The sequence below is a fragment of the Deinococcus marmoris DSM 12784 genome (genome assembly GCF_000701405.1).
GTDB lineage: Bacteria > Deinococcota > Deinococci > Deinococcales > Deinococcaceae > Deinococcus > Deinococcus marmoris.
Genome location: NZ_JNIV01000021.1, coordinates 46056 through 53497 on the forward strand (window position 1 = coordinate 46056; position 7442 = coordinate 53497).

Below are 7442 nucleotides of genomic sequence, written 5' to 3' on the forward strand. Positions count from 1 at the left end.
CGGCAATCTGGCTATACTCCAGCCTGAAGCCATGTTTATCCCTGCTGATGGCACACTTGTGTGTCTAACGCATATGCCCGAGTTGGGGCAGGCGCTACAGCACTCCCTGCGGTCCTGACTGCCCTTCCCCCTTTCGGCGGACGCCTTTCTTTGCTGCCCGCCGTACCTTCGTCGCATGATGGTGCGGATGAGGCCAGTGGCAGGTGACGGTGGGCAGATTCAGGGACGGCGGCGCGAGCGCGTGCTGTCTGATCTGCTGGACCCCCACACCTACCGCGCGGCGCTGTACATCTTTCTGGCGCTGCCGATGGGCACGTTCACAGCGGGCCTGATCACCGGCGGCGTGGTGGGCGGCCTGCTGACCCTGGCCTTTCTGGTGGGGGCGGCCTTTCTGCTGGGTTCGCTGTGGCTGGTGGGCGGTCTGGGCGACGTGCAGCGGGCGCTGGCCGGGGTGCTGGGTGTCACCTTTGCGCCGCCGCCCCTGCCGCCCGCGTACCGGGGAATGCTGGCGTGGCTGCGCGGCACGCTGGCGGACCCGCTGACCTACCGCACGCTGCTGTTCCATGTGGTGCAGTTGCCACTGGCGGCGGTGTGCTGGGTGGTGCTGGCCATGCTGGTTGCCGCAACGCTGCTGGGCCTGCTGTCGCCGCTGTGGGCGCTGTATCCCGACCTGTTCCCGGTGGTCTGGGGCGAACAGACGCTGCTGCCCAGTCCGCTGGCCGTTGCCGGGTTGGTGGCGCTGGGGCTGGGCGGCCTGCTGGTCTTGGCCGGGGTGCTGAACCTGATGGGCCGGATGTGGACCCGGCTGGCGGTGGCCCTGCTGTCGCGCGATCCCGGCTACGAGGCCGCCCGCCGCGAGGTGGTGGCCCTGCGCCGCGCTGCCGGGCGGGTGGCGCTGGGCGACGATCTGGACGCCACCCTGGCCGATCTGACCGAACAGGCGCGGGCCGCCAGCACGGCGCTCTCGGTGGCCCTGACTGCCCCGGACGGCACGTTGCGTGCCCTGAGTGGTCCGCAGGGGCGAGGGCTGTCTGGCCCGCTGGACCGCCTGCCGTCCCAGGGTGAAGCGGATGTGCGGCTGGTTCAGGGCGGCGGCGCGCTGGCAACACTGCCGGTCACGCTGCCCGTTTCGGCGGGAGCGTTGGAGGGAGGTACCCTGCGCGCCCTGTATCCGGCGGGCGTGCGCCCCGGCGCGGACGAACTGGCTTTCCTTCTAAGCATCGCCGATCACGCCGGGACCGCGCAGCACGCCGCGCAACTGATCGAACGGGCCGGGGCGCGGGCCGGGGAGCAGGAACGCGCCCGGCTGGCCCGCGAACTGCACGACAGCGTGGCCCAGGCGCTGTACGGCATCTCGCTGGGCGCAAAAACGGCCCGCGCCACCCTGGACCGTGACCCGGAGCGCACCCGTGCCAGCCTGGATTACACCATCCGGCTGGCCGACGGCGGCGTCTCGGAGATGAAGGCCCTGCTGTTCAGCCTGCGCCCGGACGCGCTGGAGGAAGGCGGGCTGGTGGCCGCCCTGTCGCAGCACGCCCACGCGCTGGAAGCCCGCCACGGTCTGACGGTTCACGCCGGGCTGGATTTTGAACCGTCCCTGACTCCTGACGCCCAGGCCGCCGCCTACCGCGTGGCCCAGGAGGCGCTGCACAACGTGGTCAAGCACGCCCGCGCGCAGAATGTCTGGCTGGCTGTCTCTCAGGCCGATGCAGGGCAGGACGGCCCAGCCGTGACCATCAGCATTCGCGACGACGGGCGCGGGTTTGACCCCACGGCTGCCGGGCGCGGCACGCTGGGCCAGCGCAGCATGCGTGAGCGGGCGGCGGGGGCGGGCGGCACGCTGGAGGTCAGGAGTGCGGCAGGCGAGGGCACCACCGTCACCCTGCGCCTGCCCGCCCAACCGGTCCTCTCCAGACCCGCAGAGGTGGGGGCGTGACCCTCAGCCCCGGCACCCGGCCCCTGCCCCCGGTGCTGTCGCGGATGGCGCTGGGACTGCTGATCGCCGGCGCGGGGGCGCTGCTGGCCTGGCAGGGCGTGACGGTCAAGCCGACGCCAGGCATGGGGGCCGAGACCACCCCGGTCAGCGTGGCGCTGGACGGCCCCCTCCAGGGCGATCTGGCGCGCACGGCCACCCTGAAAATCGACGGGGACCGCACCAGCCTGAATCTGGGACCGCTGCCCGCCGGAAGTGCCCTGGTGGTGGGCGGACAGGTCACCCACCGCGCCCGCAATCCGGTGCAGCTCAGCGCCAGCCGGGAGGGGGGAGAATTGACCTTCGGGCTGATCCTGCGCGTGCAGTCGCTGGACCGCCCCGGCGTCACCGTGGCCTATCCCGAACCCGTTCAGCACGTCATTGACTTGAAGGCCAGCCGCAGCATTCCGCTGACCCTGAGGACCCGCACCCTGGGCGGGGATCAGGCGCTGGACCTCTCGTTCCTGCGTCTGCGGGCGCTGAATGTCCGCAGCGTCAGCGGCGATCAGATGGTCACGCTTCCGGCGCAGGCAGGCGGGCCGTTCGCGCTGGTCAGCACGTCGGGGACCATCGCCGTCACGGCTCCTGGCGGCGCGTCTCCCGAGGCTGTGCGCGTCAACACGGTCAGCGGCGACCTGAAACTGGCGCTGGCGGGGGTCAGAACGGGCACGCTGGGGGCCGGAACGGGCAGCGGCGACGTGAAGCTGACCCTGCCCGCCGCCTTCTCGCGCGGCACGGTCACCACCGCCAGCGGCGACGTCACGGTGACTGCCCCGGCTGGCACGCGCGGCAATCTGGACATCCGCACTCAGAGCGGCGATGTGGTGCTGCGCGCCGCCCCCGGCCTGAAGGTGCGCGTGCGCTTCACGGACCGCGAAACCCTGAGTCTGCCTGCCGGTCAGCCGCCTGCCAGTGCCCCCGATCTGGACGTGTTTATCGACGCGCCAGGCGACAATTTCACCCTCGAATCCCTCTCAGAATGACGCCTCACAAGGAGATCACCATGTCCACATCTGATCCAGTCACGCCCACTGTCCGCGTTCTGCTCGTTGATGACCACGCCGTCGTGCGCCAGGGCCTGCGCCTGTTTCTGGGCCTGGACCCCGACATTGAAGTGGTGGGCGAGGCGGGCAACGGCGAGGAAGCCCTGGCCGAGGCGCAACGCCTGAACCCCGACGTGGTGGTCATGGACCTGATGATGCCTGTGATGGACGGTATTACGGCCACCAAGGCCCTGCGCCGCGCCCTGCCCGACACCGAGGTCATCGCCCTGACCAGCACGCTGGAGGAACACAAGGTCAACGGCGCAATCGAGGCTGGGGCGATTTCCTACATGCTCAAGGACGCTTCCAGCGACACGCTGGCCGACGCCATCCACGCCGCCGCGCGCGGGGAGGTCCGCCTGCACCCCGAGGCCGCCCGCCGTCTGGTCCGCGACTTCCGCAGCATTGATATGCGCGAAACCCTGACCCCCAAGGAAACCATCGTGCTGCAACTGATCGCGCGCGGCCACAGCAACCGCGACATCGCTGCCGATCAGGGGGTCAGCGAGGCCACGGTTAAAACGCATGTCAGCCGATTGTTGAGCAAGCTGGAACTGGACAGCCGGACGCAGGCGGCGCTGTACGCCTTGAAGCACGGGATTGCCAGTTTGGATGGGGCGGGGGGATGAAGTTGGCCCCGGACCTGCGTCTGCCGCTGCTGATGCTAGGCATTGCAGGGCTGGGGATACTGGCAGGTGTGGTCCGGGTTGCCATGATGGACGGGCTGGGATTGGGGCGTTCGCTGCTCTCTCTGAGCGTCGTGCTGCCTGTGCTGCTCGTACCTGTCGGAGTATTGGCCGCCTTCGCTGTCTGGTTGCGGAGGCGCAACCGAGTAGGGGCGGTCTGGGGTGGGCTGTCGGCGGCTGGCGGAGCTGCAATTTACAGTTTCATGCTGCTGCATCCCGAAATGAATCGGGACGCCAACATCGGCCTGAGTTTGTACTGGATGTTTGGCTGGTTCTATCCGCTAGGGCTGGTCTTTTCGCTCGGCGCGGCACTGGGAACATGGGTGGGGCGCCGGTAAGGCTTTGAACTACGCTCGCTAGAGGATTGGAGGCAGGCGGCGCTGTATGCGCTCAAGCAGGGGAGCGCAAGCCTGGATGGATCAGAGGGGTAAGCGGATATAGCTCAGGTCAACCGCTGAATGGCCGCGTGGATGGGGTCACTGCAACAGCGTCAACAGCTTTGCCAGCACATCATCCATCACGGCTTGTGGCACCCCCTCTACCCGTGTTGCGCCGCGTGCCGCCAGATCAAGGACACGCGGTTGATCGCAGCGAATGATTCCGGTGGTCTGCGTTCCTGCCCCGTCCAGCGAAACGGCGAAGCCCAGCGTGCGAACAAACTGGCCGCCCGTGGTGATGGGCAACACGACAGGGGTTCGCGTCAGCGTGTTGAAGGCGTCGGGTGAGACCAGCAGGACGGGGCGGGTGCCGCGCTGCTCGTGTCCAGCCGTCGGGTCGAGGCTCACCCGGTAGATGTCACCGCGCCGCATTACAGCAGTTCATTCCCGACGGGGGCAGCCTGAAGCCACTCGTCTTCCTCTGCCGTGCGCGGAGCCTGGGAGTCGCACTGGGCCAGCAGTTCGCTCAGGCTGTAGCGCGGCCCCCGCTGGGGAAGGATGACCAGATGATCGCCCTCCAGGGTCAGACCGACGGCCTCGCCTGCCCTGAGCTGAAGCAGTTCAAGCAGTGCCGGGGGGATGGTGAGCATGACCGAGCCGCCAACTTTGCGGAGATGGGTGGTGTGCATAAGTTATATTTTAAGATAACTTCCGGGCTGAGGCAAGGGGTTCACGCCAGATCCCCCAGAACCCCCGCCAAATCCTTTTTCACACACGTAAACATCGGCGTGTCCTGCAAGGTGTACATGCTGGCCTCGGTGTAGCGCAGGCGGTGAACGAGGTCCACGAATTCCTGCGGGTAGTCGCTGTCAAAGCTGACCACGAATTCCTGATCGTCAATGCCGTAGCTGTAAGAGGTGTTGATCCGCACGCCCTTGAACGGCACCGAAGCGTGGATATGCTCGTCCATCATGCCCTGACGGCTGTGCGGCGTCAGGTCGTACCACGCCCGCGTTTTCACGAAGGGGTAGATGAACAGGAACTGTCCCTGCCCCGGCAGCACTTCCAGCCCGTGCCCGCTGCCGTCCACGCGGTTCACGTACTGGCTGCGCTTGTTCATGGACACGAAGTTGTACGGCTGCGTCAGGTAGCCCATCAGGCGGGTGCGGTTGAGGCGGGCCTGCGCCTCGGTGAACTCGCGCACGTCGAAGGCGATGCGCCACAGCATGAAATCCACGTCGCCGCGCACGCCCACCAGCGAGTACGGGCGCAGGATCAGGCCCTTTTTGGCCGGGGCTTCACTGACCCAACCCTCGGCGGCGGCCAGGAACTCGGCCTTGATCTCGTCGCGCTCGGCCTGCGGCAATCGGCGGAAGGCGGGGTCCAGCTTGAAAAAGGCGTAGTTCATGAACTGGCGGTTGCTGCGGTCCGACTCGCGCCCCGTGACCTGCCCACTGGGATCGAGGTCCACCATCATCTTGGGGCGGCCACTGGCTGATCCGGTGCTGGCTGCGGGGCGTCCGGCGGGCGGGGTGGCGGGCGTTTGAGGCGTCTGAGTTTCGTCGCTCACCTTGCCACCTCCTGCCCACGTAAATCGTGCGTCAGGCCAAAGTTGTCGCGATACAGGCTTTGGATGGCGCTGTATTCATCATCAGTCAGCGGCTTGGCATCGAAAGCGGCGACGTACTCTTTCAGCCCCTTCTCGTCGTAGATATTGGGCAGGACGCTCGCCATTGCCTGCGAGTGCAGCGCGAACTGAATGGCGAGCTGGCCGATGGTACGCCCGCTAACGAAGGGTTGCAGGTCCTCCACCTTCTTCAGGCCGTCTTCCATCCACGCCTTCTTCTTCGCATTGGTGGTCATGCGCCAGTTGCGGTGATCGCCCGGCTCGAACTCCGTTTCCAGCGTCATGTACCCCTCCAGCAGCCCGGAGGCGTGTGGCACGCGGGCCACGATGCTCACACCCACTTCTTCGGCCACCGGGAGAATCTGTTCGCCCAGCACCTGCTCCAGCAGGTTGTAGATGATCTGGGTGGGGGCGTGGCGGTCCCGCACGGTGGCAATCCCTTCCTCGATCTGCCGCTCGTTCAGGGCCGGACCTAGGGCGGTGCCGTAGGCGCGGATCAGGCCCTCGGACTTCAGTTTGTCCAGTTCGGCCCACAGATCGTCCAGCGCAATGGCGTCCACGCGCGGGTTGTGAAGCTGATAAAAGTCGATGTAATCGGTGCCCAGCCGTTTCAGGCTCCCCTCCAGCGCCTTGCGGAGGTAGGCGGGCGTCCAGTCGTGCGGACGCTCCTGCTGCCCTGGACGGTCCGGGTTGTTGTAGATGTCGTAGCCGAACTTGGTGCCGATCACGATCTTCTCGCGCACGTCGCCCAGGGCCTCGCGCTGCATTTCCTCGGCGCGGCCCGAAGCGTAGGTGTCGGCGTTGTCGAAGTAGGTCACGCCCGCATCGAAGGCGTCGCGCAGCAGGCGTTTGCCCATGCCCTCGTCCTTCACACCCCACCAAGTTGTGCCCACCGTCCACACGCCGAAGCCCACGGCGCTCACGGTCAGGTCTGTTCCTTTTAACTCACGGTATTCCATATCCCGCACTCTGCCACTACCTCCGGGGGCGGGATGACCCCGAACGAGCGGTCAGGCCGCGACGGGGAAGTGGGCAGTTCTCATGAAATCGGACCCTGTTCTTAAACGTTCCACATGTAAGAAAACTGTCATACTGCGGCGTCCCTCCTACATCCCTGACCCAAAATCTGCGTATTGCCCGGCTGATCTGGAGACCCATGACTGGAAAGTTCATTCCCTTTGCCCTCGGTTGCACCGCCCTGTTGCTGGCCGCCTGTTCCCAGACGCACACACCCGTAACCGCTCCTGATGGCAGCCTGCCCGCTGGCAGTCCGTATGCGGGCGGCAAGCAGTACCCCTGGACAGACCGCCTGGACGCCCCAGGCACTGATCCCTACGCGAAGGGGCGCAAGTACGACTGGTCCTCGCCCGTTGCCGCGTCCAGCGTGAAGGGGCAGGTCCTGAGCGATGGCCAGAACTTCCTCTCAGAGCGCGTTTATAAAGGGTCAGACCCGGTGGCAAGCTTGAGGTGTGAAACGCAAGCCTTACTCGTCGGACCTGACCCAAGCCCAGTTTAAGCGGCTCGAACCACTCCTCCCCTCTGCCAAGCCAGGAGGGCGGCCACGCACGGTCGATCTCTACGAGGTGCTGTGCGCGATCATGTACGTCTTGCAGGGCGGCATTGCCTGGAGAAACCTGCCGCATGACTTTCCAGCGTGGCAGACGGTGTATTCGTACTTTCGCCGTTTTGAAGCTGACGGTTCATGGGAGGCGATCAATCGCGTCCTGGTGCGGGAAA

The 7442-nt window shown here is 66.4% G+C and carries 9 protein-coding genes; 5 read left to right on the forward strand and 4 right to left on the reverse strand.

The window, feature by feature from the left end; translation table 11 throughout:
• Positions 1-178 precede the first annotated feature (178 nt).
• Genes Q319_RS0106950 through Q319_RS0106965 form a run of 4 tightly spaced genes read left to right on the forward strand, consistent with a single transcriptional unit; the run spans position 179 to position 4039 of the window.
• A complete protein-coding gene (locus Q319_RS0106950) occupies positions 179-1936 on the forward strand; it encodes a sensor histidine kinase (protein ID WP_415813529.1) in 1758 nt (585 codons plus the stop codon).
• Positions 1933-2955 (forward strand): DUF4097 family beta strand repeat-containing protein, encoded by a 1023-nt coding sequence (locus tag Q319_RS0106955; RefSeq protein ID WP_029481399.1) that lies wholly within the window; start codon positions 1933-1935, stop codon positions 2953-2955. The genes Q319_RS0106950 and Q319_RS0106955 overlap by 4 nt, the downstream gene beginning before the upstream one ends.
• 20 nt (positions 2956-2975) lie before the next feature.
• A complete protein-coding gene (locus Q319_RS0106960) occupies positions 2976-3644 on the forward strand; it encodes a response regulator (RefSeq protein ID WP_034414150.1) in 669 nt (222 codons plus the stop codon).
• Positions 3641-4039, forward strand: a complete 399-nt coding sequence (locus Q319_RS0106965) for a hypothetical protein (protein WP_051655178.1) — start codon at positions 3641-3643, stop codon at positions 4037-4039. The genes Q319_RS0106960 and Q319_RS0106965 overlap by 4 nt, the downstream gene beginning before the upstream one ends.
• A 138-nt stretch (positions 4040-4177) precedes the next feature.
• On the opposite strand, the gene Q319_RS0106970 is transcribed toward Q319_RS0106965, so the two are convergent.
• From Q319_RS0106970 to Q319_RS0106985, 4 genes are all read right to left on the reverse strand, one after another.
• Positions 4178-4510, reverse strand: a complete 333-nt coding sequence (locus tag Q319_RS0106970; RefSeq protein WP_029481402.1) for a type II toxin-antitoxin system PemK/MazF family toxin — start codon at positions 4508-4510, stop codon at positions 4178-4180.
• Complete coding sequence (locus Q319_RS0106975) at positions 4510-4767, reverse strand: AbrB/MazE/SpoVT family DNA-binding domain-containing protein (protein ID WP_029481403.1); 258 nt, start codon at positions 4765-4767, stop codon at positions 4510-4512. Before Q319_RS0106975 ends, Q319_RS0106970 begins: the two co-directional genes overlap by 1 nt.
• A gap of 41 nt (positions 4768-4808) precedes the next feature.
• Entirely contained in the window at positions 4809-5555 is a 747-nt protein-coding gene (locus Q319_RS0106980; protein ID WP_029481404.1) for a chlorite dismutase family protein, read from the reverse strand.
• Between the two features lie 89 nt (positions 5556-5644).
• Positions 5645-6664: an aldo/keto reductase gene (locus Q319_RS0106985; RefSeq protein WP_029481406.1), complete on the reverse strand. Its 1020-nt coding sequence runs from the start codon at positions 6662-6664 to the stop codon at positions 5645-5647.
• Between the two features lie 510 nt (positions 6665-7174).
• On the opposite strand from Q319_RS0106985, the gene Q319_RS26915 reads away from it, so the two are divergent.
• Positions 7175-7442, forward strand: a 268-nt coding sequence (locus Q319_RS26915; RefSeq protein ID WP_156039205.1) for a transposase, incomplete at its 3' end; no start/stop codon positions are given.

Bases quoted from the DNA above. Each gene is read 5' to 3' on its own strand.
- Q319_RS0106950 (WP_415813529.1), top strand. From the start codon at position 179: ATGGTGCGGATGAGGCCAGTGGCAGGTGACGGTGGGCAGATTCAGGGA.
- Q319_RS0106960 (WP_034414150.1), top strand. From the start codon at position 2,976: ATGTCCACATCTGATCCAGTCACGCCCACTGTCCGCGTTCTGCTCGTT.
- Q319_RS0106965 (WP_051655178.1), top strand. From the start codon at position 3,641: ATGAAGTTGGCCCCGGACCTGCGTCTGCCGCTGCTGATGCTAGGCATT.
- Q319_RS0106970 (WP_029481402.1), bottom strand. From the start codon at position 4,510: ATGCGGCGCGGTGACATCTACCGGGTGAGCCTCGACCCGACGGCTGGA.
- Q319_RS0106975 (WP_029481403.1), bottom strand. From the start codon at position 4,767: ATGCACACCACCCATCTCCGCAAAGTTGGCGGCTCGGTCATGCTCACC.
- Q319_RS0106980 (WP_029481404.1), bottom strand. From the start codon at position 5,555: ATGATGGTGGACCTCGATCCCAGTGGGCAGGTCACGGGGCGCGAGTCG.
- Q319_RS0106985 (WP_029481406.1), bottom strand. From the start codon at position 6,664: ATGGAATACCGTGAGTTAAAAGGAACAGACCTGACCGTGAGCGCCGTG.